Annotated in this window: 28 protein-coding genes; 17 read left to right on the top strand and 11 right to left on the bottom strand. The window is 71.5% G+C overall.

Going from position 1 to position 26,480, the window contains the following annotated elements; translation table 11 throughout:
* Positions 1–13: 13 nt before the first annotated feature.
* A complete protein-coding gene (locus ACFUNE_RS03850; protein WP_383561885.1) occupies positions 14–523 on the bottom strand; it encodes a DUF1990 family protein in 510 nt (169 codons plus the stop codon).
* Positions 520–1,356, bottom strand: coding sequence for a YndJ family protein (locus ACFUNE_RS03855; RefSeq protein WP_383561887.1), 837 nt, complete (start codon positions 1,354–1,356; stop codon positions 520–522). Before ACFUNE_RS03855 ends, ACFUNE_RS03850 begins: the two co-directional genes overlap by 4 nt.
* Before the next feature lie 183 nt (positions 1,357–1,539).
* On the opposite strand from ACFUNE_RS03855, the gene ACFUNE_RS03860 reads away from it, so the two are divergent.
* The 5 genes from ACFUNE_RS03860 to ACFUNE_RS03880 all read left to right on the top strand — a co-directional run bounded on the left by ACFUNE_RS03860 (position 1,540) and on the right by ACFUNE_RS03880 (position 7,918).
* On the top strand, positions 1,540–3,606 hold the full coding sequence (locus ACFUNE_RS03860) for a SpoIIE family protein phosphatase (protein WP_383561889.1): 2,067 nt from the start codon (positions 1,540–1,542) through the stop codon (positions 3,604–3,606).
* 120 nt (positions 3,607–3,726) lie between these two features.
* Complete coding sequence (locus tag ACFUNE_RS03865) at positions 3,727–5,085, top strand: wax ester/triacylglycerol synthase family O-acyltransferase (protein WP_383561891.1); 1,359 nt, start codon at positions 3,727–3,729, stop codon at positions 5,083–5,085.
* Positions 5,086–5,177: 92 nt separating this feature from the next.
* Positions 5,178–6,146 carry an aldo/keto reductase gene (locus ACFUNE_RS03870; RefSeq protein WP_383561893.1) on the top strand — a complete coding sequence of 323 codons (969 nt, stop codon included), beginning with the start codon at positions 5,178–5,180 and terminating at the stop codon, positions 6,144–6,146.
* Positions 6,143–7,012 (top strand): amidohydrolase family protein, encoded by an 870-nt coding sequence (locus ACFUNE_RS03875; protein WP_383561895.1) that lies wholly within the window; start codon positions 6,143–6,145, stop codon positions 7,010–7,012. Before ACFUNE_RS03870 ends, ACFUNE_RS03875 begins: the two co-directional genes overlap by 4 nt.
* Before the next feature lie 45 nt (positions 7,013–7,057).
* Positions 7,058–7,918 carry an Fpg/Nei family DNA glycosylase gene (locus ACFUNE_RS03880; RefSeq protein WP_383561897.1) on the top strand — a complete coding sequence of 287 codons (861 nt, stop codon included), beginning with the start codon at positions 7,058–7,060 and terminating at the stop codon, positions 7,916–7,918.
* Here the strand turns inward: ACFUNE_RS03880 and ACFUNE_RS03885 are convergent.
* Entirely contained in the window at positions 7,911–8,138 is a 228-nt protein-coding gene (locus ACFUNE_RS03885) for a zf-HC2 domain-containing protein (protein WP_383561899.1), read from the bottom strand. The genes ACFUNE_RS03880 and ACFUNE_RS03885 overlap by 8 nt on opposite strands.
* A 72-nt stretch (positions 8,139–8,210) precedes the next feature.
* On the opposite strand from ACFUNE_RS03885, the gene ACFUNE_RS03890 reads away from it, so the two are divergent.
* The 4 genes from ACFUNE_RS03890 to ACFUNE_RS03905 all read left to right on the top strand — a co-directional run bounded on the left by ACFUNE_RS03890 (position 8,211) and on the right by ACFUNE_RS03905 (position 12,098).
* Positions 8,211–8,963 carry a LytR/AlgR family response regulator transcription factor gene (locus ACFUNE_RS03890; RefSeq protein WP_383561901.1) on the top strand — a complete coding sequence of 251 codons (753 nt, stop codon included), beginning with the start codon at positions 8,211–8,213 and terminating at the stop codon, positions 8,961–8,963.
* Positions 8,964–9,025: 62 nt separating this feature from the next.
* The gene (locus tag ACFUNE_RS03895; RefSeq protein WP_383561903.1) at positions 9,026–9,388 is read left to right on the top strand and encodes a hypothetical protein; all 363 of its coding nucleotides are present in this window, start codon (positions 9,026–9,028) and stop codon (positions 9,386–9,388) included.
* Complete coding sequence (locus ACFUNE_RS03900; protein WP_383561905.1) at positions 9,385–10,875, top strand: cation acetate symporter; 1,491 nt, start codon at positions 9,385–9,387, stop codon at positions 10,873–10,875. The genes ACFUNE_RS03895 and ACFUNE_RS03900 overlap by 4 nt, the downstream gene beginning before the upstream one ends.
* Positions 10,872–12,098, top strand: coding sequence for a sensor histidine kinase (locus ACFUNE_RS03905; RefSeq protein WP_383561907.1), 1,227 nt, complete (start codon positions 10,872–10,874; stop codon positions 12,096–12,098). Before ACFUNE_RS03900 ends, ACFUNE_RS03905 begins: the two co-directional genes overlap by 4 nt.
* A gap of 21 nt (positions 12,099–12,119) precedes the next feature.
* Here the strand turns inward: ACFUNE_RS03905 and ACFUNE_RS03910 are convergent, their stop codons facing one another.
* Positions 12,120–12,632 (bottom strand): hypothetical protein, encoded by a 513-nt coding sequence (locus ACFUNE_RS03910; RefSeq protein WP_383561909.1) that lies wholly within the window; start codon positions 12,630–12,632, stop codon positions 12,120–12,122.
* A 111-nt stretch (positions 12,633–12,743) separates the two neighbouring features.
* On the opposite strand from ACFUNE_RS03910, the gene ACFUNE_RS03915 reads away from it, so the two are divergent.
* Positions 12,744–12,941 (top strand): zf-HC2 domain-containing protein, encoded by a 198-nt coding sequence (locus tag ACFUNE_RS03915; RefSeq protein ID WP_383561911.1) that lies wholly within the window; start codon positions 12,744–12,746, stop codon positions 12,939–12,941.
* On the opposite strand, the gene ACFUNE_RS03920 is transcribed toward ACFUNE_RS03915, so the two are convergent.
* Complete coding sequence (locus ACFUNE_RS03920) at positions 12,875–13,447, bottom strand: sigma-70 family RNA polymerase sigma factor (protein WP_383561913.1); 573 nt, start codon at positions 13,445–13,447, stop codon at positions 12,875–12,877. The two genes, ACFUNE_RS03915 and ACFUNE_RS03920, sit on opposite strands and share 67 nt — an antisense overlap.
* 254 nt (positions 13,448–13,701) lie before the next feature.
* Between ACFUNE_RS03920 and ACFUNE_RS03925 the strand changes: the two genes are divergently transcribed.
* Positions 13,702–14,922, top strand: a complete 1,221-nt coding sequence (locus ACFUNE_RS03925; RefSeq protein WP_383561915.1) for a CapA family protein — start codon at positions 13,702–13,704, stop codon at positions 14,920–14,922.
* Between the two features lie 78 nt (positions 14,923–15,000).
* Here ACFUNE_RS03925 and ACFUNE_RS03930 read toward each other — a convergent pair whose 3' ends face one another.
* Positions 15,001–15,462: a universal stress protein gene (locus ACFUNE_RS03930; protein WP_383561917.1), complete on the bottom strand. Its 462-nt coding sequence runs from the start codon at positions 15,460–15,462 to the stop codon at positions 15,001–15,003.
* 163 nt (positions 15,463–15,625) lie between these two features.
* On the opposite strand from ACFUNE_RS03930, the gene ACFUNE_RS03935 reads away from it, so the two are divergent.
* The gene (locus ACFUNE_RS03935) at positions 15,626–16,471 is read left to right on the top strand and encodes a polysaccharide deacetylase family protein (RefSeq protein ID WP_383561919.1); all 846 of its coding nucleotides are present in this window, start codon (positions 15,626–15,628) and stop codon (positions 16,469–16,471) included.
* 21 nt (positions 16,472–16,492) lie between these two features.
* Here ACFUNE_RS03935 and ACFUNE_RS03940 read toward each other — a convergent pair whose 3' ends face one another.
* Entirely contained in the window at positions 16,493–17,155 is a 663-nt protein-coding gene (locus ACFUNE_RS03940; RefSeq protein ID WP_383561921.1) for a class F sortase, read from the bottom strand.
* A gap of 322 nt (positions 17,156–17,477) precedes the next feature.
* On the opposite strand from ACFUNE_RS03940, the gene ACFUNE_RS03945 reads away from it, so the two are divergent.
* On the top strand, positions 17,478–18,215 hold the full coding sequence (locus ACFUNE_RS03945) for a hypothetical protein (RefSeq protein WP_383563082.1): 738 nt from the start codon (positions 17,478–17,480) through the stop codon (positions 18,213–18,215).
* A 98-nt stretch (positions 18,216–18,313) separates the two neighbouring features.
* Here ACFUNE_RS03945 and ACFUNE_RS03950 read toward each other — a convergent pair whose 3' ends face one another.
* The 3 genes from ACFUNE_RS03950 to ACFUNE_RS03960 form a co-directional block, all read right to left on the bottom strand.
* Positions 18,314–18,850, bottom strand: a complete 537-nt coding sequence (locus ACFUNE_RS03950; RefSeq protein ID WP_383561923.1) for a hypothetical protein — start codon at positions 18,848–18,850, stop codon at positions 18,314–18,316.
* A 184-nt stretch (positions 18,851–19,034) separates the two neighbouring features.
* Positions 19,035–19,802, bottom strand: coding sequence for a hypothetical protein (locus ACFUNE_RS03955; protein WP_383561925.1), 768 nt, complete (start codon positions 19,800–19,802; stop codon positions 19,035–19,037).
* Positions 19,803–19,818: 16 nt separating this feature from the next.
* A complete protein-coding gene (locus tag ACFUNE_RS03960; protein WP_383561927.1) occupies positions 19,819–19,983 on the bottom strand; it encodes a hypothetical protein in 165 nt (54 codons plus the stop codon).
* Positions 19,984–20,554: 571 nt separating this feature from the next.
* Here ACFUNE_RS03960 and ACFUNE_RS03965 point away from each other — a divergent pair.
* From ACFUNE_RS03965 to ACFUNE_RS03975, 3 genes are all read left to right on the top strand, one after another.
* A complete protein-coding gene (locus ACFUNE_RS03965; protein WP_383561929.1) occupies positions 20,555–21,514 on the top strand; it encodes an SCO0930 family lipoprotein in 960 nt (319 codons plus the stop codon).
* A 202-nt stretch (positions 21,515–21,716) separates the two neighbouring features.
* Complete coding sequence (locus ACFUNE_RS03970) at positions 21,717–22,535, top strand: SAM-dependent methyltransferase (protein ID WP_383561931.1); 819 nt, start codon at positions 21,717–21,719, stop codon at positions 22,533–22,535.
* Positions 22,532–24,706 carry a putative bifunctional diguanylate cyclase/phosphodiesterase gene (locus tag ACFUNE_RS03975; protein WP_383561933.1) on the top strand — a complete coding sequence of 725 codons (2,175 nt, stop codon included), beginning with the start codon at positions 22,532–22,534 and terminating at the stop codon, positions 24,704–24,706. The genes ACFUNE_RS03970 and ACFUNE_RS03975 overlap by 4 nt, the downstream gene beginning before the upstream one ends.
* A gap of 38 nt (positions 24,707–24,744) precedes the next feature.
* Here the strand turns inward: ACFUNE_RS03975 and ACFUNE_RS03980 are convergent, their stop codons facing one another.
* The gene (locus ACFUNE_RS03980) at positions 24,745–25,677 is read right to left on the bottom strand and encodes a LysR family transcriptional regulator (protein WP_383561935.1); all 933 of its coding nucleotides are present in this window, start codon (positions 25,675–25,677) and stop codon (positions 24,745–24,747) included.
* Positions 25,678–25,772: 95 nt separating this feature from the next.
* Here ACFUNE_RS03980 and ACFUNE_RS03985 point away from each other — a divergent pair, with 95 nt between their 5' ends.
* A complete protein-coding gene (locus tag ACFUNE_RS03985; protein ID WP_383561937.1) occupies positions 25,773–26,480 on the top strand; it encodes a succinate dehydrogenase in 708 nt (235 codons plus the stop codon).

Consider the following 26,480-nt stretch of genomic DNA (forward strand, 5'->3'; position numbering starts at 1 on the left):
GCCGGGACCGCTGTCAGGCAGCGGCTGCCGTCCGGCGCAGCACGGTGGCGAGCCGGCGGGCGTACCAGCGCTGGGCCATCGGTGCGAGCGGACCCGCCAGCCGGGCGTACCAGGCGGCCGGCCGCGAGAAGGCCGTGACCGTGAACCACACGGTTCCGTCCTCCGCCAGCTCCACCACGAAGCTCTCCTCCCCGCGCTCCGGATGTCCCGGCCGGGTGCCGTAGGCGAAGCCGGTGCGGTCTCTCTCGTACGCCGTCCAGACGATCTCGCAGGGCGCGGTGATCCGGAACCGCCGGATGCCCGCGGACACGTCGACGGTCACCCCGGTGGCGGCCCGCGGCGCGGAGGCCTTCACCCCGGCTCCCGCCGCCCGGTGGAGGCGCCACTCGGTGACGGCGGCGCCCGCGGCCTCGAATTCCGCGCGGCCCCTGCCGACCGCGGCGCGGTGGTGCAAATGGTTGTAGCCGTCCGGAAGAGGCCCGAGCCGGGTGGCTCCGACCTCGGGATACGTCAGGGTGCTCATGCGGTCCTGCCTTCCGGGTGGGTGTGGGCCTGGAGCCGGCGCCGGGCGAGCAGCGCGCAGAGGGCGAAGCCCAGTGCGTTGCCGAGCCCGTGGGTGGCGGCCATCCAGGTCAGGGTGGGGTGGGGGAGTCCGGTGGCCTCGCCGAGGGCCCAGCTCAGCGCGAGCACCATGGTCACCACGAGCACGCCGGCCGACACGGCGAGCAGGGTGCGGGTGAGGCGGTCACGGCCGTCGGCGCGTACGGTGCGCCAGGTCAGCAGGGCTACCGTCCACATCCCCGCGGTGAGCAGGAGCGCACCGGCCAGCTCGGTCCACTGCCCGGTGAAGTAGCCGACGAGGACGAGCAGGGTGCCGAGCGGGACGCTCAGGGCGGCGAACCGGGCCGCCGGGCCGTCCTCCGTCCGGCAGACGAGGCCTGCGACGAGCGCGGCGGCGAAACCGGCGAAGTGGAAGTGCGGCACGGTCAGGGCCAGGATGCCGAGTCCGAATCCGAACAGTCCGTGGCCCGAGCGCTCGGCCACCAGGGCGAGCGCCGCGACGGACGGGGCGACCAGCGCCGTGAGCAGGGCGGCCTCCACCGGGCGTGCGCTGCGCGTGCGGGCGAGTCGCCGGAGGGCGTGGCCGGCGAGGAGCAGCGTCCCCAGCGCGTAGCAGAGGGCCGGCGCGGTGGCGGCGGCGCCGCGTGGCAGCCACAGGGACACGGCGCCGGGTATCGCGAAGAGCGGCCACCAGCGCCGCATCCGGTCGAGGGCCGGGTCACCGACGAGCCCCAGGCCCATGGGGACGATCACCAGCATGCCCAGCATCACGATCAGCCCGACCAGCACGGTCATCGCGCCCACCCCCGGTTGTGGAAGAACAGCCCGTCGCTGGTGAAGAACAGCCCTTCGACGGCCGGTCATGAATTAGTTGAACACGTTCAATTGCCCTCACGCCGATCATAGGGCTTGCCTTGAACGTGTTCAAGGCGGCCTGTTCAGTCGAGGAATCGGACAAATAATGGCAGAGTGGCGCATATGGATGATCGGGTAGCGGGTGCCCTGTCACTCCCGGACGACTGGCCCGCCCACCCGGACCTCAGTCTCGCCCTGAACCGAATGGGCAGCTTCGACTGGGATCTGGACAGCGGCCTCATGCACATGGACGAGCCCGCCCTCGACGTGTTCGACCTGCGCCCCGAGGAGTACGACGGCCGTCCGGAGGGGCTCGCGCAGCGCGTCCCCGCCGACGAGGCGATCCGGCTCGACGACATGGTGTCGCAGGCGCTCAAGGGCGGCCGCAACAACTACGGCGCCTACTTCCGCAGGATGCAGCGGGACGGCACGCTGAGCTGGACCCACACCCAGGGCTTCATCCGCCGCGACGGCACCGGGCGGCCCCGCCGGATCATCGGGATCATCCGTGACGCCACCCAGGAGCTGGCCGAATCCACCGCCCGGCGGACCGTCGACGAGGAACGGCGGCGCCGTACCAGCCTGGTCGAGGGCACTACGGCCGCCCTGGCCCACGCGCGGACGGTCAAGGACGTCACCGAGGTGCTGAAGAGTTCCAGCGGCCTGGCCAACCTCGGCGCCACGAGCCTCGTCATGGGGCTGCTCGAGTCCGGGCGCATCCACCTGGTCGCGGACGGCCCCGAAGGGGCGTTCGTGCAGGGCACCCGCTACACCCGGACCGACGAGCCCTATCCGATGAGCGAAGTGATCCGCACACTCACGCCGCGATTCATCGAGACCCCCGAGGACTTCGCGGCCTCCTATCCCATCCTCTGGCCCCACATCAGCCACCTGGGCATCACCGCGGCCGCCTACATGCCCCTCATCGCCCAGGCCCGCCCGATCGGCGCACTCGGCCTCCTCTACGGGAACAAGGCGGGCTTCACCAGCGACGAGCGGAACCTGCTCGTGGCCCTCGGCAGCTCGATCGCCCAGAGCCTCCAGCGGGCGATGCTCTACGAGCAGGAGCACGATCTCGCCGAGGGGCTCCAGCAGGCGATGCTGCCGCGCCGGATCCCCGAGGTGCCCGGCGCGCAGGTCGCGGTCCGCTACCGCTCGGCGCGGCTCGGCCGGGACATCGGCGGCGACTGGTACGACATCATCCCGCTGCCCGGCGGCCGGGTCGGCGCCGTCATCGGCGACGTGCAGGGGCACGACACGCACGCGGCGGCCGTGATGGGCCAGCTCCGGATCGTGCTGCGTGCCTACGCGGCCGAAGGGCACAGCCCGGCCACGGTCATGGCACGGGCCTCGGTGTTCCTGCACGAACTCGACACCGACCGCTTCGCGACCTGCACCTACGCCGAAGCCGACCTGACCACGGGTGTGGTCCAGATGGTGAGGGCCGGGCACGTCGACCCGGCCCTGCGGGACGTCGACGGCAGCTGCCGCAAACTGCCGGTGGAGGGTGGTCTGCCGCTGGGGCTGTCCGCGGAGTTCGGGCAGCTCGAATACCCGGTCAGCACCGTCGATCTGGACCCGGGCCAGACGATGATCCTCTACACCGACGGAATGGTGGAACTGCCGGGCACCGACCTCGACGAGGGTCTGCTGCTGCTCGCCTCGACCGTGCGCGACGGTCCGCAGGACCTCCAGAAGCTGGCCGACCGGCTCTGCGAGGTCGTCGACGAACGCGGCGGCGAGGACGACATGGCGATGCTGCTGCTGCGCCGCAACGCGGCCCACGCCCCCCATCCGGGCGGCCGCCTCCAGCAGCACGTCGCGCAGAACGACCCCGAGGCGCTCACCTCTGCCCGTCACATGATCCGGGCGGCGGTCCGCGCCTGGGGGGCGAAAAGCCGCGCGGACGAGGTCGAGCTCGCGGCGGACGAGCTCATCACCAACGCGCTGATGCACACCGACGGCGGTGCCATCGTCACCATCCGGGTGCTCACCGGACCCGAGCGCCGTCTCCGGGTCGACGTGGAGGACCGCTCCAGCGCACTGCCCCGGCGCAGGGAGGCGGGGGAGTCGGGCGTCTCGGGCCGCGGGCTCATGCTCGTCGACCGACTGGCCGACGTCTGGGGAGTGGAGTCCCGGGGCAACGGCAAGTGCGTGTGGTGCGAATTCCTCGTCCAGGGCCACCGGTAGCGCCCGAGCCAGGTCGCAGCAAGACTGTAACAGTACGTAACATGTCCATACTTGACCGTAACCGGCCGTGCGGGATTGACTGCGATCCCGCCGTTCCGCTGTCGAAGACGCGAGGCCCCGTTGAGTACCGAGCTTCTGGCCCCTCTTGATCTGGCTTTCTGGCACCTCGAATCCGAGGCCCATCCGATGCACCTCGGCGCACTCGCCGTCTTCGACCCGGTACCCGGTGTGGCCCCGCAGGACCTGCTCGAACTGCTCGGAGCCCGCGCCGCCGCCATCCCCCGGCTGCGGATGCGGGTGCGCGACGTCCTGCTCCCCGTGGGCGGTGCGGCCTGGTTCACCGACAAGGACTTCGACGTGCACCGGCACGTCAAGCGGGTCGTGCTCCCCCCGGGCGACTTCATGGCGGGGGCGACCCGGCTCGCAGGTGAACTCATGGAACGCCCTCTGGGGCGGGGCCTGCCGCCCTGGCAGATGTACCTCCTCGACAGCCCGGGTGACGGCCCGTTCGCCGTACTCGTGAAGCTGCACCACGCGCTCGCCGACGGGATGCGGGCCGTCGCCATCGGCGCCGGCATCTTCGACCAGATCGCCTCCGCCGGCGCCGGCCGCGGCGGGGTGCGCCGCCGGACCCCCGTACCGCCCCGCTCCTGGCTGCCCGGCCCGTACGAGGCGGCGGGCATCGCGATGGACCGGCTCGGGGATGTCGGACGGGCGCTGGGGGTCGGTGCCTCGGTGGTCCGCGCCAGCCGCCTCGACCTGCGCGCCACCACCGCTCTGACCGCACGCTCCAGCGGAACGCGCCGGCTGGCCACCGCCGAACTCGACGCCGAGACCGTGCAGCGGATCCGGCGCACCGAGGGCGGCACCGCCAACGACGTCCTGCTCGCGGTGGTCGCCGGTGCGCTGCGGCGCTGGATGACCGAGCGCGGGGAGCCGCTCCCGGGCGCCGACCCGCGCGCCCTGGTTCCGGTCTCCCGGCGCCGGCCCGGTGGGGCGGCCACCGGGAACAGGCTGTCCGCCTACCTGCTCGGGCTGCCCGTCGGCGAACCCGATGCCCGGGAACGGCTGCGCCTCGTCCGTACGGGCATGGACCGCAACAAGGCGGCCGGACCGCTGCGCGGCGCGGGCGCCGTCGCCGTCCTGGCCGACCAGCTGCCCGCGCTGGCCCACCGGTTCGGAGCGCCGCTGGCCGGGAACGCGGCCCGGATGCTCTTCGACATCCTGGTCACCAGCGTTCCCCTGCCCCGCTCGGCGCTCTCTCTCGGCGGCTGCCCGCTGCGCGCCGTCTACCCCATGGCGCCACTGGCCCGGGGCCAGGCACTGGCCGTCGCCCTGTCCACCTACGGCGGGCGGGTGCAGGTCGGACTGGTCGCCGACGGGAAGGCGCTCCCCGATCTCGACCGGCTGGCCTCCGCGGTCCAGGAGGAGCTGTGCGAGCTGCACGCACTCGTGCCCACGGTGCCCGCCCCCGCGTGAGCGCCGATCCCCCGCAAGGTGGTTGACGCACCCGATTGATCCGATGAATAGTCCTCTACGGACCATCAGGGATCATCGGGGGGCTGCCAGACATGCGGCGCAACAGACTCGGCCGCAGCGCGGTCGAGATCACCGAACTCTCCTTCGGCGCAGCGGCCATCGGCAACCTCTTCACCGAGGTCGCTCCGGACCGGGCCGCGGCCGCCGTCGACGCGGCGTGGGACGAGGGCGTCCGCTACTTCGACACCGCGCCGCACTACGGTCTCGGGCTCTCCGAGCGCCGCCTCGGCGAGGCGCTGCGCGACCGGCAGCGGGACACCTACGCCGTGTCCACGAAGGCCGGCCGCCTGCTCGACCCCCTGACCCCCGGCGAGACGGCGGCCCACCAGGGGCTCTCCGACGGGTTCGCCGTGCCGCACACCCACCGGCGCCGCTGGGACTTCAGCGCCGACGGGATCCGACGCAGCATCGAGGACAGCCTCGGACGGCTCGGCCTGGACCGGATCGACCTCGTCTATCTGCACGACCCCGACGACCACGGGGAAGCGGCCTTCCGCGAGGGCTATCCGGAGCTGGAGAAGCTGCGCGCCGAGGGCATGGTCGGAGCGATCGGCGCCGGCATGAACCAGACCGCGATGCTCACCCGCTTCCTGCGCGAGACCGACGTCGACGCCGTCCTCTGCGCCGGCCGCTTCACCCTCCTGGACCACAGTGCTCTCGAGACTCTGCTGCCGGAGGCCGCCGCCCGTGGCCGCGGAGTGGTCGTCGGAGGTGTCTTCAACTCCGGTCTGCTCGCCGACCCGAGGCCCGGCGCCACATACGACTACGCGGCGGCCCCCGCGCCTCTCCTGGACCGGGCCCTGCGCATCCGGGCCGTCGCCGGGAGGCACGGCGTTCCGCTGCGCGCCGCAGCCCTGCACTACCCGCTGCGTCACCCGGCCGTCGCAGGTGTCCTCGTCGGCACCCGCTCCCCCGACGAGGTGCGGGACGCGGCGGCGCAGCTGCGCACGCCTGTCCCGGACGCCCTGTGGGACGACCTCCGCGCCGAAGGGCTGCTGTGACGACACCCCTGAGCATCGTCGACGCCCACCACCACGTGTGGGACCTCGCGGTGCGCGGCCAGGACTGGATCACCGGCGAGGAACTCGCCCCGATCCGCCGCACCTTCACCCTCGCCGACCTGGAGCCCGAGGCGCGCGCCGCCGGTGTGGCCGCCACCGTCCTCGTCCAGACGGTCACCGTCGCCGAGGAGACCCCCGAATTCCTCGCGCTCGCCGACGGCAGCACCCTGGTCGCGGGCGTCGTCGGCTGGACCGACCTGACCGCGCCGGACATCGCCGACACCCTGGCCGTCCTCCGCGCCCTGCCCGGCGGCGGCCGGCTCGTCGGAATCCGCCACCAGGTCCAGGGCGAACCCGACCCGGAGTGGCTGCTGCGCCCCGACGTCCTGCGCGGGCTGCGCGCCGTCGCCGCCGCCGGGCTCGTCTACGACCTCATCGTCCGGCCCCGTCAACTGCCCGCGGCCGCCCGGGCCGCCGCGCTGCTGCCGGGGCTCACCTTCGTACTCGATCACGCGGGCAAGCCGCCCGTGGCGCTCGGGGTCACCCACCCCTGGGCCGACGGCCTTCGGGCGCTCGCGGCGCTGCCCAACACCGTCTGCAAACTCTCCGGCCTGGTCACCGAGGCCGACCCCCGGTCCTGGACCGTCGCCGACCTGCGCCCCTACGCGGACACCGTCATCGAGGCGTTCGGCCCCGACCGGCTGATGTTCGGCTCCGACTGGCCGGTGTGCCGGCTCGCCGCCCCCTACGCCGATGTCCTCGCCGCGGCACGAGAGCTGACCGACGGGCTCGGGGAAGGCGGACGCCAGGCCGTCTTCTCGGGCACCGCCCGGCGGGTCTACGGCCTGCGGGCCCCCGCCGGCTGACCACCACGCCGCGCGTTCACACGGTCGCTGCGGCAGGCTGGAGTCATGCCCGAACTGCCGGAAGTCGAAGCCCTGCGGGACTTCCTCGACGACCATCTGGTCGGCAAGGAGATCGCCCGCGTCCTGCCGCTCACGATCAGCGTCATGAAGACGTACGACCCGCAGCCCGCCGCCCTGGAGGGCGCCACCGTCACCTCGGTTGCCCGGCACGGAAAGTTCCTCGACATCACGGCAGGGGAGCTCCACCTGCTCATCCACCTGGCGCGGGCGGGCTGGCTGCAGTGGAAGGACAGCTTCCCCGCGGCCCCGCCGCGTCCCGGCAAGGGGCCGCTCGCCCTGCGGACGGTCCTCACCGGCGGCGACGGCTTCGACCTGACCGAGATGGGCACCACCAAGCGCCTCGCCGTCCACCTGGTCCACGACCCCGCCGACGTGCCCGGGGTGGCGCGCCTCGGGCCCGATCCGCTCGCCGACTCCTTCGACCGGGACGCCTTCGCGGCGGTGCTCGGCGCGGAGCGCCGGCAGGTCAAGGGCGCGCTGCGCGACCAGTCGCTGATCGCGGGCATCGGCAACGCCTACAGCGACGAGATCCTGCACGTCGCGAAGATGTCGCCGTTCAAGCTCACCACCAGCCTCGGCGACCACGACATCACCCACCTGTACAACGCCATGCGCACCACGCTCAAGGACGCCGTCGAGCGATCCCGGGGCATGGCGGCGGGGCGCCTCAAGGCCGAGAAGAAGAGCAGCATGCGCGTCCACGGCCGCACCGGGCAGCCCTGCCCCGTCTGCGGCGACACCGTGCTGGAGGTGTCGTTCAGCGACTCGTCACTGCAGTACTGCCCCACCTGCCAGACCGGCGGCAGACCGCTCGCCGACCGGCGGCTCTCCCGCCTCCTCAAGTAGGCCCGGTCCGCCGGCGCCACCGCGCGGGCGGCGGGGCGCCCCCGGGCGGCAGCGCGTGCGCGTACACCGCCAGGTGCGCCACCACCGCGCCGAACTCGCGCACCTGCACCACACACGCGGCGCACTCCGCCAGGTGCTCCTCGAAGAGGCAGGTGTCGGCAGCCCCGAGCACCCCTAGCGCGTAGGCTCCGGCGTCGCGGTGAAGTTCGATGGCGCGCATGGTCCCAGATACGTGACGAACCCGTGAATCACTCACGCCACCACACGGGTGGAGCACCTAAACTCCGGCCTCATGCTGCGCGTACTCGCCGTCGACGACGAAGAACCCGCCCTGGAGGAACTCCTCTACCTCCTGCGTGCCGATCCCCGGATCCGGAGCGCCGAGGGTGCCACAGGTGCCACCGAGGCGCTGCGCCGCATCGGCGGAGCCGTCGACGCCGGACCTGAGGACCCGTCGGCGATCGACGTCGTGTTCCTGGACATCCACATGGCCGGGCTGACCGGACTCGACGTGGCGCAGCTCCTCGCCGGCTTCGCGGCACCCCCGCTCATCGTCTTCGTCACCGCCCACGAAGGCTTCGCCGTGCACGCCTTCGACCTCAAGGCCGTCGACTACGTCCTCAAGCCCGTCCGCCGCGAGCGCCTTGCCGAGGCGGTACGCCGGGCAGCCGAGCAGGTCGGCGAACGCTCCGCGTCCGTCCACGACGCTGCCGCCGACCAGGTCGCGGTGGAACTGGGCGGGATCATCCGCTTCGTGGCCGTCGACGACATCGCCTACGCAGAGGCCCAGGGCGACTACGCCAGGCTGCACACCGCGACCGGCAGTCATCTCGTCCGGATACCGCTCACGACCCTGGAGGAACGCTGGCGCACCCGGGGGTTCGTACGCATCCACCGCCGTCACCTCGTGGCGTTGAACCGGATCGACGAGCTCCGGCTCGACGCCGGCAGCATGAGCGTCCGCATCGGGGACGCCGAGCTAGCGGTCAGCCGTCGTCACACCCGTGCCCTGCGCGATCTGCTGATGCGGCAGACCGGCCGCTGACCTGGCCCTACCCGGGGCAGCCCCTTCCCAGCGGGCCCCCGCGCCGCCTACACTCCGGGCCCATGTCCGCAGAGAGCACGCCCCGCCGTGAAGTGGTCATGGGCGAGCCCCGGAGGGTGCGTCCGCTGCCCCGTTACCGCGCCCAGTCGGAGATCGACGAGCAGACCGCCCTCGGCGGCGCCTACGTCCGCTCCCTGATGCGCAGCCAGCTCCGCGCCGGGCTCACCGCCTTCGCCGTCCTCGCCCTGGTCGCGGGAACCCTTCCCCTGGTCTTCGAGGCCCTCGGCAGCAACGCCGTCGTCTGGGCGGTGCTCGGCTTCACCACCTACCCGCCGCTCACGCTGGCCGCGTGGTGGTACGTGCGCCGGGCCGAGCGCAACGAGCGCGACTTCGCCAGACTCGTGGAAGACCTTCCCGCACCGTGAGCGCACCCGACCACCCCGCAGCGGTGGCGGCGGTCGCCCTCGTCGTCCTGGCCACCGTCCTCGTGGGCGGGTTCGGGCTGCGGATCTCCCGTACGACCTCCGACTTCTACGTCGCGTCGCGCACCGTGCGTCCGAGGCTCAACGCCGCGGCGATCAGCGGCGAGTACCTGTCAGCGGCCTCGTTCCTCGGCATCGCCGGCCTGGTGCTGGTGCACGGCCCCGACATGCTCTGGTACCCGGTCGGATACACCGCCGGTTACCTCGTGCTGCTGGTGTTCGTCGCCGCTCCGCTACGCCGCTCGGGCGCGTACACGCTGCCCGACTTCGCCGAGGGGCGTCTCGAGTCGCGACAGGTCCGCCGCCTGGTCAGCGTCTTCGTCGTCGGCGCCGGCTGGGTGTACCTGGTGCCGCAGCTCCAGGGGGCCGGCCTCACGCTGAAGATCCTCACCGGCGCCCCCGGCTGGCTCGGCGACGTACTCGTCGCCTCCGTCGTGGTGGTCGCCGTCGCGGCGGGAGGCATGCGCTCGATCACCTTCGTGCAGGTGTTCCAGTACTGGCTGAAGCTCACCGCGCTGCTGGTGCCCGCGATCTTCCTGGTGCTGGCCTGGCAGGGCGACGGCCGCCCCCGTGTCAGCTTCGACGAGCAGATCTCCGTGTTCCGGGCCGACCATCCGCTCTACGCGACGTACGGACTGATCGTGGCGACCTTCCTCGGCACCATGGGCCTGCCGCACGTGGTGGTCCGCTTCTACACCAGCCCCAACGGCCGCGACGCCCGCCGCACCACCGTCGCCGTCCTCGCCCTGGTCGGCCTGTTCTATCTGCTGCCCCCGGTCTACGGGGCTCTGGGCCGGCTGTACGCGCCCGAGCTCATGCACGGGGGCGACGCCGACGCCGCCGTCCTGCTGCTGCCCGCGCGGGTGATCGGAGGTCTCGGCGGCGATCTGCTCGGTGCGCTCCTCGCCGGCGGCGCGTTCGCCGCGTTCCTCTCCACGGCCTCCGGACTCACGATGGCCGTCGCCGGAGTGATCACCCAGGACGTCCTGCCCTCGGGCGGTGTACGGCACTTCCGGCTGGCGACCGTCCTGGCCATCGCCGTACCGCTGGCCGGCTCCCTCGTGGTAAGCCGGGTGCCGGTGGCCGACGCCGTCGGGATGGCCTTCGCGGTCTCCGCGTCGTCCTTCTGCCCCCTGCTCGTCCTCGGTATCTGGTGGCGGCGGCTCACCCCGCCCGGCGCGATCGCCGGCCTGCTGCTCGGCGGGGGCTCCGCGCTGCTCTCGGTGGCCATCACGGTCAGCGGCGCCGTGCGTCCGCCCGGGTGGCCGCACGCACTGCTCGCCTGGCCGGCCGTCTGGTCCGTACCGGTCGGCTTCCTCGCGATGATCCTGGTCTCGCTGGCCACCCCGGGACGGATACCGCAGGGCACCAACGCGGCCATGACCCGATTCCATCTGCCCGAAGCGCTGACCTCGGGGCGCGGGCGATGACCGGGGCCGGGATCGCCGCCATCGCCGTGCTCGCCCTGCTGCTGTTCGGCACGGGCTTCCTCCTGGGCCGCACCGCCCGTCCCGTACGCAGCAGTGATGTGGGCACGCCCGTGGAGCACGCCACGTTCGCGACTCTGCACACGGCCTCGCTCGCTGCGCCGCCGCTGCGCGCGGGACTCACCGAGGAGAGCGCGCGCCGGTCGGCGCGCGGGCTGCGCTCGCTCCTCGGCACCGAAGCCCTGTGCCTCACCGACCGCGACCAGGTGCTGGTGTGGGACGGAGAGGGCGACCACCACGGCACGGACGTGATGCACCAGGTGCGGGGTGTCCTCGACAGCGGCAGGGACACCGCCTTCCACAGCGACTGCGGTGACCTCGACTGCCCGCTGCGCTGGGCCGTCGCCGTGCCGCTGACGGTCGACCACCGGGTGCTCGGCACGCTCGTCGCCTACGCGCCCAGGGAATCGGCGGTGCTGGCCAGGGCGGCGGGCGAGGTCGCCCGCTGGGTCTGCGTACAGCTGGAACTCGCCGAGCTCGACCGCTCCCGTACACAGCTCATCGAGGCCGAGATCAAGGCGCTGCGGGCTCAGATCTCCCCGCACTTCATCTTCAACTCACTGGCCGCGATCGCGTCGTTCGTCCGGACCGACCCCGAGCGTGCGCGTGAGCTCCTGCTGGAATTCGCCGACTTCACCCGTTACTCGTTCCGCCGGCACGGGGAGTTCACCACTCTGGCCGACGAACTCCACTCCATCGACCAGTACTTGGCGCTGGTGAGGGCTCGCTTCGGTGACCGGCTCTCGGTGACCCTCCAGGTGGCCCCGGAGGTGCTGCCCGTCTCGCTCCCGTTCCTCTGCCTCCAGCCCCTGGTCGAGAACGCCGTCAAGCACGGCCTGGAGGGCGCCGTCACGCTTCCGCGTGCCCTGGGCTCCGCACGGCCGGGGGACGCCCCGATCCGCATCACGATCAGTGCGCTGGACGCCGGAGCCGAGGCGGAGGTCGTCATCGAGGACGACGGCGCCGGGATGGAGCCGGACCGTCTCCGCCGGATCCTGCGGGGCGAGGGCGGCACCTCCACCGGCATCGGTCTGCTCAATGTGGACGAACGGCTCCGCCAGGTCTACGGCGACGAGTACGGGCTCGTCATCGAGACAGGTGTCGGGGCAGGCATGAAGATCACCCTGCGGCTGCCCAAGTACCGGGCGGGTGTCCACGGTTCCTGACCGGAACCGTCCGCCCGCGCGTCAGTACAGATGGACGGCCAGATGGCCGAGCGGCAGACCCAGCTGCCAGGCCGGCGTCCACACCTGCGCCTCGTTGTCCTCCTCCTCGTCGCCGACCGGCTCCCAGGGCGGCGGGCCGATCGCGTCGAGGTCCGCGGCCAGCAGCTCGGTCTCCTCCAGCCACCGCCAGGCGGCCCGCGCCAGCGCCAGGTCGGGATCTGCGACCCCCGCCGGGGCGGTCGGCCGCTCCAGCGCCTCCAGCCGCGCGCAGACCCAGCGTCGCCAGGCCGCGCCGTACGCCGTGAGCAGCCGGAGCTCGTCCATCCGCGCCGCGGGGAGCTCCTCGGCGACCGCCCCGTCGGAGAGGAAGATCGTCAGGGCGAGGGCATCGCGCCCCGCGCGGTACTCCAGGGTCGTCGGCTCCATCAGGTCGCCGGTCTCCAACACTTCGTCGGCGATGTACTCGGAGTACAGCCAGGCCATCGGGACCAGCAGCCCGCCCCCACCGGTTCCTTCGTGATGTTCGGGACGCATCCCGTCTCGCCTCTTTCGTCGACTCGGCACCGGGCTACACGCAGCATTGAACCGGGGGCACGCGCCCCGCGTGGGCAGAAGGGCAGGATCCGTCGGGAGATTCGAGGTGCGATGACGGCCGACCGCGGTGACGACCCGCATGTGCACCGGCTGCTGGGTGCCTACGTGCTCGATGCCCTGGAGACGGAGGAGAGCGGTCCGGTCGCCCGGCACATCCAGCGGTGCGAGTCATGCGCCGCCGCCTATGTGGAGGTTGCCGAGGCGGTGTCCCTGCTCGCGCTGCTCAACGCGGACGACCTGCTGGAGTAGCCGGGAAGATTACGGCTCAGCAGCCGCAGCGCGTAGTACGAGCGGGACTTGACGGTGCCCGCGGGTATGCCGAGAACCTGCGCGGTCTCGCCCACGCTGAGCCCCCGGAAGTAGATCTGCACGAGCACCGCGCGGTGCTCGGGGCTGAGCGTCCGCACGGCCTCGCGCACGTCGAGGGCGTGGACCGCCGAGTCCGCCGTGTCCTCCTGGGCGGGTGCGCTCTCCAGAACCACGTCGCTGACTTCCGCCGGCCGTGCCTGGCGGGACCTGCGGGCGTCGATGGCCAGCCGGCGGGCCACGGTGAAGAGCCACGGGCGCATCGAGTCGTACGGAGCGTCGAAGGCCTCGGGATGCTGCCAGGCGCGTACCAGCGTCTCCTGGAGCAGGTCCTCGGCCCGCTGCCGGTCGCCGAAGGTCAGTCCCAGCAGGAAGTGGAAGAGCGCGGGCCCGTGTTCCCGCTGCAGCTCCGTGAGGGCCCGCTCATCGGTTGTCGCCGTGGTCATCATGAACGTCCTTTCCCGAAGAGGCCCCTGACGCCTCGCTCCCGCCTGGCGTATACGAACGCATCGGGGCTCGGGGGAACAGGCGGTGTACCGAGGCGTGCGCCGAGCGGTCGCACGGAGCGGCGAGTGGTGCGGTGAACGGTCGGGCGGCGACGATACGGCCGATTCAGGTACTTCGGCGCCTTTGTCCTTGACTCGCCAGTATGAATATATGTGTATTCGGATGGCCGAAATCATGCGAACTGGGAGTCGTGCAGATGACGAAGCGCATCCGACCGGGCGCGGCGATCGCAGTCGCCGGCCTGCTCGCCACCGCAACAGCCTGTACCGGCCAACCGTCCGGGACCCCCGGTTTCGCGGGCCGGCACCCATCCGCCGAGCGGGGTGCGAACGGCGCGGGGGCCGGGGGAGCGGAGGGGGCGGGCGGCTTCACGCTGCTGGCCTCGGGCGACATCCTGCCGCACTCCTCGATCATCGACCGCGCCGCAGCCGACGCCGGCGGCAGGGGCTACGACTTCCGTCCGATGCTCAAGGGCGCCGCCCCCGCGGTCTCGGGAGCGGATCTGGCCATCTGCCACATGGAGACCGCGTACGGCCAGGAAGGCGGCCCCTACACCGGCTACCCGTCCTTCAAGTCGCCGCCCGAGGTGGCGACCGCGCTGCGCGCCACCGGCTTCGACTCCTGCTCCACCGCCTCCAACCACACCCTGGACGACGGCGCCCAGGGCGTCGGACGCACGCTCGACGCGCTGGACCGTGCGGGCGTCGCGCACGCGGGATCCGCACGCTCGGCCGAGGAGGCGACCCGGCCCACTCTGCTCAGGGCGGGCAAGGACAAGGACGCGGCGAAGGTCGCCCACCTCGCGTACACCTACGGCACCAACGACGTGCCGCTGCCCGCCGGTCGGCCCTGGGCGGTCAACCTGATCGACAGGGGACGGATCGTGGCGGACGCCAGGGCCGCCCGCAAGGCCGGAGCCGACGTGGTCGTCGTGTCCCTGCACTGGGGAACCGAGTGGCAGGACGGCCCCGACGACGTCCAGGTCGGACTCGGCCGCGAGCTCACGGCCTCCGGCACCGGTGGACGCCCCGACATCGACCTGATCCTCGGTACGCACGCCCATGTCCCGCAGGCGTACGAGAAGGTCAACGGAACGTGGATCGTGTACGGCATGGGCGATCAGGTCGCCGGTGCCATGACCAACCACGAAGGGGTCCAGGACCCGCGCGGCAACGAGAGCTCGATGGGCCGCTTCACCTTCGCGCCGCCGGCGAGAGCCGGGGAGAGATGGGTCGTGAAGAAGGCCGAATTCATTCCGCAGTGGTTCGACCCCGCGGCGGGACGCGTCGTCTCCCTGGATCCGAAGAGCCCGGTGACCGCAGGGGAGGGCGGCCGGCTCGAGGAGATCCGCGACCGGATCCACCGGGCCGTCCTGAGCCGCGGCGGCGGCCAGGACGGTCTCGTGGCCGGCAGGTGACGCCCGTCGCGCACGGGACGCGTCGATCCCGCCCGGCCGGCACGGAACCCGTCACCGCGGGAAGCCGTGGGCGGGGTGTTACGGCACGACCGTGACCGGCCAGCGCCCGGCCTTCACGAGCCGGACCGCCACCGAGCCGATGAAACGGTGCCCGGCGGACTCCGATGCGCCCACGATCACGGCGTCCGCCTTCAGCTCGTCGGCCGCCGTCACGAGCCCGTTGTACGGATCCCCCCGGAACGTGTGGAACTCCCAGCGGACGTTCCATATGTCCTTGAGCCGCTCCGTCGCCGTCCTGATCTCGTTCACCAGCCCCTCGGCGACCTCACCGGTCGTCTCGGCGACCGGTGCCCCCAACGAGGCGCCGGCCGTCATCACCGGCTGGACGTAGACGAGGGCGAGCATCGCGTTCTGCCTGCGGGCGAGGCCCGCCGCGTACGCCGCGGCCCGCATCGAGGACTCGGATCCGTCGAGGCCCGCGACGATCACCTTGGGACCGTCCGTGCCGCGCTCGAACCGGTGGTGTTGCTGGTCTGTCACGGCCCCGAGGGTAGCCGCTCCCCCCTCGGGCGCCTCCGGCGCCTCCACGGGGCCAGGGGCCGGCCGCCGGATGCGGCCGGGACACTCCATCCATCGGGTGCAAAACACCTCGTCCCCGGTGTCGGCGGCGGGCAGGGGCACGACTCCGTGCGAGCAGTTGGTCATGAAGCATGATCAGATTGCAGCGGATCGTCGTACTCTCCTGCGTCTGGCCCTCACGCTGGGGGCCGCCACCGCGGTGCGCATGATCGCGGCAGACCCGGCCGGCACTCCCGTGCGTCCTGGCGGCGAGCCGCCGGCTCCTGTCGCCGGGCCCCCCGCACGGGTCCAGGCCGGCCCGGGCACCTACCGGCTGCGGCCCATGACCTCGACCACTCCGTCCCGCTTCCGCCCGGCCGCGCCGCCCGTCCGCACCCGGCCGTTCGAGGAGCTTCCCGAGCTGGGCAGCGATGCCATGGTGCTCACCTTCGACGACGGCCCCGACCCCCGGTACACGCCGGACATCCTGGCCACACTGCGCCGGTACGGTGTACGGGCGATGTTCTTCGTCTGCGGCGAGATGGCGACCGACAACCGTGACCTGCTCCGGGAGATGGCCGACGACGGGCACGTGGTCGGCAACCATTCCTGGTCGCACCCCCTCATCCCGAAGCTCTCCCGCGGCGCGATCCGCGACGAACTCGGCAGCACCAGCGAGGTGATCGAGAAGACGCTGGGCGCTCCGCCGCTCTGGTACCGGGCGCCCTACGGCGCCTGGAACCGCAACTCCTTCGAGATCGGCGCCGCGATGGGCATGGAACCGATGGCCTGGACCGTCGACACCCTGGACTGGACGACCCCGGGCACCGACACCATCGTCCGCCGGGTCAAGAAGGGCGCCGCGCCCGGCGTCGTGGTGCTGTCGCACGACGCGGGCGGCAACCGGTCCCAGAGCGTGGCCGCCCTCCGGCGGTACCTGCCCGCGCTCCTCGAGAGGGGATACCGCCCGACCGTTCCGCACCGCAGCTGATGCGGCCGGTGTCCGTTCCGGCTACCGCGTCTCGACCAGCCGGGCGAAGACCACCACGTTCCCGTCGTAGCCGTTGGCCTTCGAGTAACCCCCGCCGCAGGTGATGACCCGGAGCTCGGCATACCCGGTGTCGCCGTACACCCGGGCGCCGGGGAAGTCGTGCTTGGAGAAGACCTCGACGCCGTAGATCTCGAACACGGCGACCCGGTTGTCGTAGCGGGACACCTCGATCTGCCTGCCCTTGCCGAGGGAGCCCAGGCCGTAGAAGACCGCCGGCCCGGCGAGGTTGTCGACATGGCCGACCATCACGGCGGTCCCGCGCTGGCCCGGGGCGATGCCGTTCTGGTACCAGCCGGCGAGATTCGGGTCCTGGGGGGGCGGTGCCTCGATCCAGCCCGCCGGGTCCAGATTCACATCGACGACGGGCGCGTCGACCTGGATCGAGGGAATCTGGATGCGCTCGGCGGGAGCGTACGCGAGCGGCTGTACGGGCTCGCCCTCGACCGGTGCGGACACCGTCGCGTCCCGGACGCCGGCCACCGAAGCCGCGGCGGCGGGCTGCGGCGGCCCCGGGGACGTCTCCACGCCGTTGCGCATGAGAGCGAGCCCGGTGAGCATCACCAGGGCGATCGCGCCCCACGGTGTGCGTCTGCTCCGCTCGGCGCCCCACTGGTCCCGGCCCATGGTTCTCCCTTCGTCGCGACATCGTCACGCTAGGCGCGGGGCGGTGACCCGGCGATCAGGGAGGAGCGAACGGGTGGCGGCCGACCGGCGCCGGCGGCGGGGTCTGCTCTTCGGAGTAATGAGCGGATAAAAGTTCTGACGGTCCGTGACCTGCGGCTCCGTCAGATCACGTACACCGCCCACGGCGTGTCGGCTCACCGGGGTGGAGCAGTGCCGAAGTGCGACATGTGCGGTATCTGGTGAGGGTTCGTCATGGGACGCGTATTCGTCGACTGATCCCGGAGGACAAGACTCCGGGGCGCTTCCCGCTGGAGGTTCGAAGATGCGTGCTTCACGCGCTCTCGCGGTGACCGCGACCGCATTCGCGGCGGTCGGGCTCGCCGCTCCGCTGGCCGCCGCCGGAGGTGGGCCGGGCAGCAACCCGAGCAACTTCCCGACCAACGTCACCGTCAATCCGTCCTCGGTCTTCCAGGGCGCCACGATGCAGGTCAGCGCGGAGGGCTGCGGGCGCTCCGGCGGCAGGGTGTGGTCGAACGCGTTCCCGACGGTGAACCTCTCGCCGGGCCGGGTCGGCTACGCCACCGCGCGTATCCGGGACAACGCGACGCCCGGTCAGTACAGCCTCTCCGTGCGGTGCAACGACAGCGACAACAACTTCGGCGGCGGCAACGGAGGCGACCGCGGCCAGGGCAACGGCGGCCAGGGCGGCAATGGCGGCGGTAACGGCGGCCAGGGTGGCGGCAATGGCGGCGGTAACGGCGGCCAGGGCGGCAATGGCGGCCAGGGTGGCAACGGTGGCGGCAATGGCGGCCAGGGTGGCAACGGTGGCGGTAACGGTGGCCAGGGTGGCAACGGTGGCGGCCAGGGTGGCAACGGCGACCCGGTCGCGACGGCCCGCTTCACCGTGCTCCCCTCACGGGGCGCGCAGGGCGGCCTCGGCGGATCGATGGGGCCCAGCTCCGTCGAGATGCAGGTCGGTGGCGGTCTCGTCGCGGCGGCAGCCGTCGGCGGTGCCGTCTTCGTCGTCCGTCGTCGCCGGATGAGCGATGCGGCGATCTGACGGCTCGAACCTCCCGCCCGGCCCGATACGCCCGTCGCCCCGAGTCCTGGATCAGGACCCGGGGCGACTGTCGTGCGTCTGTACGCGGTGTCGGACGGTCAGTGCTGACGGCCGGTGCGCCGCTTGCGCAGGACGTAGAAGGCGCCGGCCGAAGCGACCGCCACCAGTGCGGAGCCGGCTGCGATCTCGGCGGGGTCCATGGTGTCGACGCTGCCGCCGAGGCCGCCCAGCACGCCGCTGGGTGAGGCGGTGGAACTGGTCGTGGGAGCGGTGGTGGGGGAGGCGGTGGCGCCGCTCGTGATGGTCAGGTTCGCCGACCGCGTCGTGCTGCCGCAGCGGAAGGTCACCTCGTAGACAGCGCCGCGCCTGGCGTCCGCGTCGACCGTGGCCGTGGCCGACCTCCCGCTGGGAATGGTGGTCGTGTCGAACACGCCCGAGAACGCGGTCGCGTCGGTGGTGCACCCCATGGCGCCGAGAGTGACCTGGCCTCCCGGCGCGACCGTCGACGGTGTGATGGTCGGCGTGAACGAGGTGGACGTGCCGCCGGTCAGCACATCGGCCGATGCGGCCGGTGCCGTCAGAAAGCAGGCGGCGGCGCCCAACAGGGCGACGGGAGCGACACGTATCGCGCGCATGGTGAATCCTCCGGGTCCCGAGGAGCACCCGCGGAACGGATTTCCGCCAGACAGGAGAGATGCCCCTCGATGCCGAAACGGTAGAAGTGCCGCATACCACCCGCTATCGGGGTCAGGCGAATGGGGCAGCCTTGTCCCCCGGCCGGGGGACCGGCCGGGGGACACAGCGGTGCGGGGCGGGCGGCTATCCGCCCGTGGCGTGCGGGAACAGATCGACGAAGGGAGCCGTGGTCGCCGAGATCCCCCGGCCGAACGGCGCGTCGAAGTCCCAGATCAGGAAGAGCAGGAACGCGATCAGGACGCTGAAGAGCCCCGCCAGCAGCAGTTCCCGGAAGGTTCTGCGGATCTGGAGGGTGAAGATCAGCCCGACCGTGACCACGGCCCCGGTGATCAGGCCGAACCAGACCACCCCGGGCATGGTCGCGCCCGCGTTCTGCCCCCGGGCCCCGCGCGCGTCGTCGACGGCGGCCACCTGGTCCACCAGCGGCTGGTACGCCTGGCCTTCGTGGTCGTTCTGCGGCTTGTACTCCGTGACGTCGGCCCGCACCCGGTCGAGCAGCCTGGTGCCCTCCTCGGTGAGACCCCCGTGATCCGTCATCCACCTCCACTCGTCACCGACGACATGGGCGACGTACGCGTCGACATCGGTGCGGATGCGGTCGCGCACCTCGACGGGGTAGACGGCCGACCGGGCGCTCACCTCGTGCAGCGCCTGGGCCTCCAGGCGCACCGACTCCTGGGCGGCGCTCCTGCCCTCCCAGACACCCGCGATGGCCAGACCGAGGACGATCGCGTACACCACGCCGATCATCATCGTCATGTACTCGATGACATCGGGGGTCTCGGACGGATCGTCGTCGTCGGCGATGCGGCGGTTGCTGAGAACAGCGGTGGTCAGGACGACGGCGCAGGCCGACGCCATGGCAATGGTCAGAACAAGCCATTCCGACATGGGTTCCCTTCTTCGGTCAGCGGGAGGAGCGGGGCCGCAGCACGGCCACGGCGAAGACGGCGGGTGCGGTGATCAGAAGGGTGAGCGAGACGAGTGACGGCCCGCTCCGGGGCGTCTTGCGGGGCGGTTTCCGGTAGGTGGGCAGCGCGACGGGCGCGGGGGGCGGTGGCGCGGGGCGCACGGTCGGTGGTGGCGGGGGTTCCGGTGCCGGTTCCGGTTCGGGCGGCGGCGGGGCGGGAGGCGCAGCGATAGGCGGTGGAGGCGGCGGCGGGGGAGGAGGCGGTGGTGGTGGTGGTGGTGGCGGCGGGGGAGGCGGTGGCGGTGGTGGTGGAGGGGGCGGAGGTGGAGGCGGCGCCGGCTCGGGTTCGGGTTCGGGTTCGGCGATGACAGCGCCGCACCGCCCCTCTCCAGCCACCGCGATGGAGGAGCCGCCGTCCCCCTGCCCGATGGAGGCGACCGCGCAGTCGTCACCGGCCGCCGGCAGCGGTGCGGCGAGCAGCAGGAGAAGGGTGGCGGCCGTCAGCCGCCATATGCGTGATCCGTACACGCCGGGGAGCATGTTCCTTCCGGCCGCCGGACACGCGGACCTGGGAGACGATTCGCCTGATGGTGGGGACATTCGGCGATTCGCGTTTGCGCCCGGCAAAACTTTTTCCCCGGAACTTTGAACAACTGACCACCGGCGGACCGTACCTAGGGCCACGAAAGGCGCGGACTCGCGTCCCGGACGGCAGAGGACAACGGGAGTCGACATGGATACCTGGCGGAACGCCTCGCTCGCGATGACGGCGGTGGCCCTGCTGGCGCTGACGACGGCGTGCGGTCAGGAGAAGGGCAGTGCGTCCCCCAACGGCCAGACCGTGGGCAACGCCGCCCCCGCACAGGCCCCGGCGGACAGCGGCTACGGCTCCGACGGCGGGTACGGATCCGGCGCGGACTCGGGCACGGCACCGAAGCAGGCCGGGCAACTCGCGGTGTGGGACAGCAAGAAGCTGGGCGAGGTGCTGACCGACAGCGAGGGCTTCACCCTCTACCGGTTCGACAAGGACACCGCCGAACCACCCGCGTCGAATTGCGAGGGCGACTGTGCGAAGGCCTGGCCCGCGGTGCCCGCGGAGAATGCCACGGCCGCCGCCGGGACCGAGGCTTCGCTGATCGGCGAGGTCACTCGGACCGACGGGACCAAGCAGCTGACCGTCGCGGGCTGGCCGATGTACCGCTATGCCCAGGACGCCGCTCCGGGGGATGCCAAGGGGCAGGGTGTCGGAAACACATGGTTCGCCGCCGCTCCCGACGGAAAGAAAGCGGCGGTGAACGCGGACGGGCCTTCCAGCGGCGAAGAGGCCGATCTTGCCGGACTTTCGGTCCGCAAGGACCCGGAACTGGGCGATGTCGTCGTCGACAAGCGCGGCATGACGGTTTACCGCTTCAAGAAGGACTCGGCGTGGCCGATGAAGTCCGCCTGCACGGGTGCCTGTCTGGAAAAGTGGCCGGTCGTCGACCCTGTGCAGAAGAATGACGTCGACGGAGTCACCACGAAGGGATTTGTCACCTTCAATCGGCCGGACGGCATCAAGCAGCAGTCGCTCGACTGCTGGCCCGTCTACACCTTCTCCGGGGACAAGAAGCCCGGGGACACCAACGGCCAAGGTGTCGGGGGGACATGGTACGCGGTCTCGCCCGACGCGAAGTTGGTCGGGGCTCCCAAGTAGGACTCGACAGCCCTGTGGTGCCGGTCCGTCGCCGAATGCGCACACGCAGCGACGGGCCGGTCGCACATGCCTCCGGTGTGTGACCAATAACGGATCTCTAATTTCCGTTTCCACTCGCTCTCTTGGCGGTCGATCAGTAGCCTCTGGTCAACACTGACCATGAACATGGCCGGATCGCCGTGGCGACTTGTTGGAGACATCGATGGAGCGTCCCGCCTGGGCACCGCAGGGCATTGACATCTCAGTGCCGAGCGTGTCCCGCATGTACGATTTCTACCTGGGCGGTTCGCACAATTTCGAGGTGGACAGGGAAGCGGCCCGCAAGGCCATGGAGTTCATGCCGGGCCTGCCCAAGGTCATGCAGGCGAATCGGGCCTTTATGCGGCGGGCCGTGCACTACGCCACCACGGCGGGCGTCAATCAGTTCCTGGACATAGGGTCAGGCATACCGACCTTCGGCAATGTCCATGAAGTCGCGCAGGCAGCCGACCCCGAGGCCCGGATCGCCTACGTCGACCACGACTCGGTCGCGGTCGCCCACAGCCAGGCGGTGCTCGAGGGCAACGAGCGGGCCGTCATCGCCGCCGCGGACCTGCGCAAACCCCAGGAACTCCTGGCGCACCCGGAGATCAACGGCTTCCTCGACCTCGACAAGCCGGTGGCGCTGCTCCTGGTGGCGGTGCTCCACTTCATCGAGGACTCCGACGAGCCCTACGCGGCGGTCGCGGAACTGCGCAACGCACTGGCTCCCGGCAGCCTGCTGATCCTGACCCACGCCTCGTACGAGGGGATTCCGCTCAGCGAGGAGGAGGCCGGCGGGACGGTCGGTGTCTACCGGACCATCCGCAATCCGCTGATCATGCGTTCGCGCACGGAGATCAGCCGCTTCTTCGAGGGGTACGAGATGGTCGACCCCGGCCTCGTCTCCATGCCCGAGTGGCGTCCGGAGTCCCCCGAGACGCTCGCGCAGGAAGATCCGTTCGCCTTCTCGGGCTTCGCCGGTGTTGGACGCAAGGCGTGAGCATTCCCGTCCAGTCGTCCGGTGCCCCGGACGCGGAACCCGACGGCCCCGAGGGCCGGCTCCGGAGATTCGCCACCATCTGGAGCCGGGCGATCTTCCCCTCCACGGCCACCTCCTTGACCCGCCCGGAGTTCGAGGAGCATCTGCTGCCTCTCGCCCGGGAGCTCAACGGCATCCTGCACACACGGATCTTCGACGCGACCCCGGCGCACGCCGTCGGAGCCGCGCTGGTCGCCGCGCACTGCACGGATCCCGACGCCCTGAGCTCGACCCTCGGCGTCGTCGACTCCTACCTGGTCCTCTACTGCGGCGGCAACGGACCGGTGGAGCTGTCGACCGAGGACAGCCGGGCCCGGTGCGCACGGATCCAGCACGCGCTCGCCGGCGGCTTCAGCCAGGCCCTGCGGGAACGGACGCTCGCCGAGCAGGAGGCCATCGCCCGCTCGGCGCTCACCGCTCGCTCGCACGCCGAACAGGCCCTGCACGCCACCGAGGCACGCTTCCGCGCCGTCTTCAAGGACGCCGCCGTCGGGATCGGCATCGCCGACCTCGACGGGAACATCCTGGAGATCAACGACACGCTGACCAGGATGTTCGGCGGCCTGGAGAACCACGTCCGCAGCCACAAGGTGAACGAGTGGGTGCACCCCGAGGACTCACCGCACGTCTGGAAGTACTACGACGAGCTGGTACGCGGCGAGCGCGAGCACTACAGCGTCGAGAAGCCGTACTACCGCAACGACGGCACCGTGCTGTGGACCAACCTCACCGTGTCGCTGCTGCGGGACTCGGAGGGGCGGCCGGAGTACCAGCTGGCCCTCATGGAGGACACCACGGAGCGCCGGCTGCTCAACCTGCGGCTGCGCTACGAGGCCACCCACGACGCGCTCACGGGCCTGCCCAACCGGACGCTGTTCTTCGAGCGCCTGGAGAAGGCGCTCGCGCCCAGGGAGGGCATGCGCTTCGGGCTCTGCTATCTCGACCTCGACGGCTTCAAGGCGATCAACGACAGCCTGGGGCACGCGGCGGGGGACCGGCTCCTGGTCGAGGTCGCGGACCGGCTGCAGAGCTGTGGGACGGCCCCGGGGGAGATGGTCGCGCGGCTCGGTGGTGACGAGTTCGTGGCTCTCACGACCGGACCGCGCACCCAGGACGAGGTCCACGAGCTGGCCGGGCGCATCCTCTCGGCGCTCGCCACGCCCATCCGCCTCGACGGCCGGGAACTGACGGTACGCGGATCGATCGGCGTCGTCGAAGGTCCTTCGGGCGAGCGCACGGCCGCAGAGGTGCTGCGCAGCGCCGACATCACGATGTACCGGGCCAAGGCGGCGGGCGGGAACCGCTTCGCGCTCGCCGACGCCGAGGCCGACGCCCGCGCCATCACCCGTCATGGACTGACCACGGCGCTCCCGGCCGCGCTGGACCGGGGCGAGTTCTTCATCGAGTACCAGCCGCTCGTGCACCTCGGTGACGGCAGCGTGCACGGTGCCGAGGCGCTGGTGCGCTGGTGCCATCCGCAGCACGGTGTGCTCGGTCCGGACCGGTTCATCCCGCTCGCCGAGCACACCGGGCTGATCGTGCCGCTCGGCCGCTGGGTGCTGGAGGAGTCCGTGCGGCAGGCGAACTTCTGGCAGGAACGTCACACCGACGGCGGCCCCCTACGCATCAACGTCAACCTCTCCCCGACCCAGCTGCACCACCCGAGCCTGGTCGCCGAGACCGTCGACGTGCTGGAACGCTCCGGCCTGGAGCCGGGCGCCCTCTGCCTCGAGGTCACGGAGTCCGCGCTGATCGGCGCCGACGACGATCTGCTCAAGCCGCTGCGGCAGCTGGCGGAGATGGGCGTCGACATCGCGCTGGACGACTTCGGCACGGGCTACTCGAATCTGGCGAACCTGCGCAGGCTGCCCGTGAGCGTGCTCAAACTGGATCGTTCCTTCACCCAGGGCATGCAGCACCACCCTGCCGACCCGGTCGATCTGAAGATCGTCGAAGGCATCGTGTCGCTCGCCCACAGCCTGGACCTCGCGGTCACGGTCGAGGGTGTGGAGACGGGCGCCCAGGCCGAGCAGCTGCGGCAGCTGGGCTGCGACACGGCCCAGGGCTGGTACTACGCACGGCCGGGTGCCCCGGATCGGATCCACTCACTGCTGCTGGCCGACGCGGTCTGACAGCCCGGCGCCTCGGGCGCGGTCCGCAGACGCAGTCCTCAGCCGCCGGCCGGGTCCGGCCCGCCGGCGGCCGGGGGCGCTGCGGGCGGACCCGCCCCCAGGAGCATCCGCTGCAGCTCGCGCGCCGCACGCGGAGGTTCGACGTCGCTGCGGTGCGCGAGCGCGATGGTCCGCCGCAGCCCCGGCGAGGCCAGCGGGGTCGTCCGCAGATCCTGGCCTGCCCGCACGGCGACCATGCGCGGCACGACGGCGATCCCGAGCCCCGCACGTACGAAGCCCAGCACGGCGTCCATCTCGCCGCCCTCCACCGTGAACGACGGCTCGAAGCCCTCCGCGCGGCACGCGGCGACGGTCAGCTCCCGCAGGTCGTAGCCGTGCCGGAACATCACCAGCGGTTCGTTCTCCAGGTCGGCGACGCGCACGGACCCCTTCCGCCCCGGAGCGGGCCGGGTTGCCGATGACACCACCACCAGGTCCTCGTGGAGCAGCTCCACGGTGGTGAGCGCCGGAGAGGCGGCGGGCAGCGGCAGCACGAGCAGCGCCAGGTCCAGAGCGCCCCTGGCCAGCTGCCGTACGAGGTCGTGGGACCCGCCCTCCTCGATCAGGAGCTGGATACCCGGGTGGGCGCCGTGGAAGGCGCGCAGCACGTCCGGCAGCAGCCCCGTGCAGACGCTCGGGGTGGCTCCCAGTCTGATCCGCCCCCGGCGCAGCTGCACCAGCTCCAGCACCTCGTGCCGCGCGGTGTCCGCGTCCGCCAGGATCCTGCGGGCCAGTGGCAGCAGCGCCTCGCCGGCGTCGGTCAGTGCGATGTTGCCGCGCGCGCGGCTGAACAGCTCGGCGCCCAGTTCGTTCTCCAGGGCCTTGATCTGCTGGGACAGCGAGGGCTGCGACACGTGCACCTCCTCCGCGGCCCGGGTGAAGTGCCTGGCCTCGGCCACGGCCACGAAGTAGGCGAGCTGCTGGAAGTGCATGGAGCCGACGATAGCGCCTTCATAGCTTTTACCTATGGAGATCAGTCATTTCATGTCTTGGACTGATGGTGCTGTGCACCTCTAGCGTCGTGTCCATGGCATTGGCAACGCGGACGGATCGACGACCGTCCATGACGCGCACGCTCTGGGACTCGTCCGTCGGCAAGAAGACGATCATGGCTGTGAGCGGCCTGATCATGCTCGGTTACCTGGCGGTCCACATGCTGGGGAATCTGAAGATCTTCTTCGGGTCCGACGAGTTCAACCACTACGCGCACTGGCTCCGGACCATAGGGGAGCCCTTCCTGCACTACGAGTGGGCGCTGTGGATCATCCGTGTGGTGCTCGTCGCGGCCGTCGTCCTGCACGCGGTCTCCGCGTACCAGCTGAGCCGCCGTGACCTCAGGGCGCGCCCCACGGCGTACGTCCACAAGAAGGCGCGATCGAGCTATGCCACGCGCACCATGCGCTACGGCGGCGTCATCCTCGCGCTGTTCATCGTCTGGCACATCCTGGACCTCACGACGGGCACGGTGCACAGCGGCGGATTCCAGTCGGGGCACCCCTACCAGAACGTGCTCGACACCTTCTCGACCTGGTACGGCAACGTCGTCTACATCGTCGCCGTGCTCGCCCTGGGCCTGCACATCCAGCACGGATTTTGGAGTGCGGCGCAGACCCTCGGTGTGGGCAGCGCGACCCGGGACCGCGTCCTGAAGACCCTCGCCACTGCCTTCGCAGTGGTGCTGACGGCCGGATTCGTCTCCGTGCCCGTCGCCGTGATGACCGGAGTGGTGAGCTGA

Source organism: Streptomyces sp. NPDC057287, from assembly GCF_042667905.1.
In the GTDB taxonomy this organism is placed as follows: Bacteria; Actinomycetota; Actinomycetes; order Streptomycetales; family Streptomycetaceae; genus Streptomyces.